The sequence below is a fragment of the Fulvivirga aurantia genome, assembly GCF_009711475.1.
Classification (GTDB): Bacteria; Bacteroidota; Bacteroidia; order Cytophagales; family Cyclobacteriaceae; genus Fulvivirga; species Fulvivirga aurantia.
Genome location: NZ_SMMD01000093.1, coordinates 1 through 464 on the forward strand (window position 1 = coordinate 1; position 464 = coordinate 464).

Here is a 464-nt window from a genome sequence, read left to right on the forward strand (position 1 = left end):
CACCTCGGTTTAATTATGTTAGGGGTAGAAAAGAATGATGAGGTTATTTGCAGCTCATTCACTTTTGCGGGATCATGTAACCCAATAAAATACTTAAATGCTGTACCTGTTTTTATAGATTCTGAAATAGATACTTGGAACATGGATCCTGATCTATTGGAGGAGGCTATAATTGATAGGTTGAAAAAGGGTAAAAAGCCCAAAGCGATTATTCTCGTTCATTTATATGGTGTGCCAGCCAAAATTGATGAATTAATGGAGGTGGCAAAAAAATACGAAATACCGGTTATAGAAGATGCCGCAGAGGCACTGGGATCCAAATACAAAGGTAATTACGTAGGTATATTTGGAGATATAGGTATATACTCGTTTAATGGAAATAAGATTATAACAACTTCAGGAGGAGGAGCTTTGGTGAGTAATGATGATGAATATGTAAATAAAGCTAAGTTTTTATCAACTCA

Annotated in this window: 1 protein-coding gene; it reads left to right on the plus strand. The window is 35.3% G+C overall.

Annotated elements, in window-relative coordinates:
* Positions 1–15: 15 nt before the first annotated feature.
* Positions 16–464 (plus strand): DegT/DnrJ/EryC1/StrS family aminotransferase (locus E1176_RS00180; RefSeq protein ID WP_343030477.1); only part of this gene is annotated, 449 nt, incomplete at its 3' end.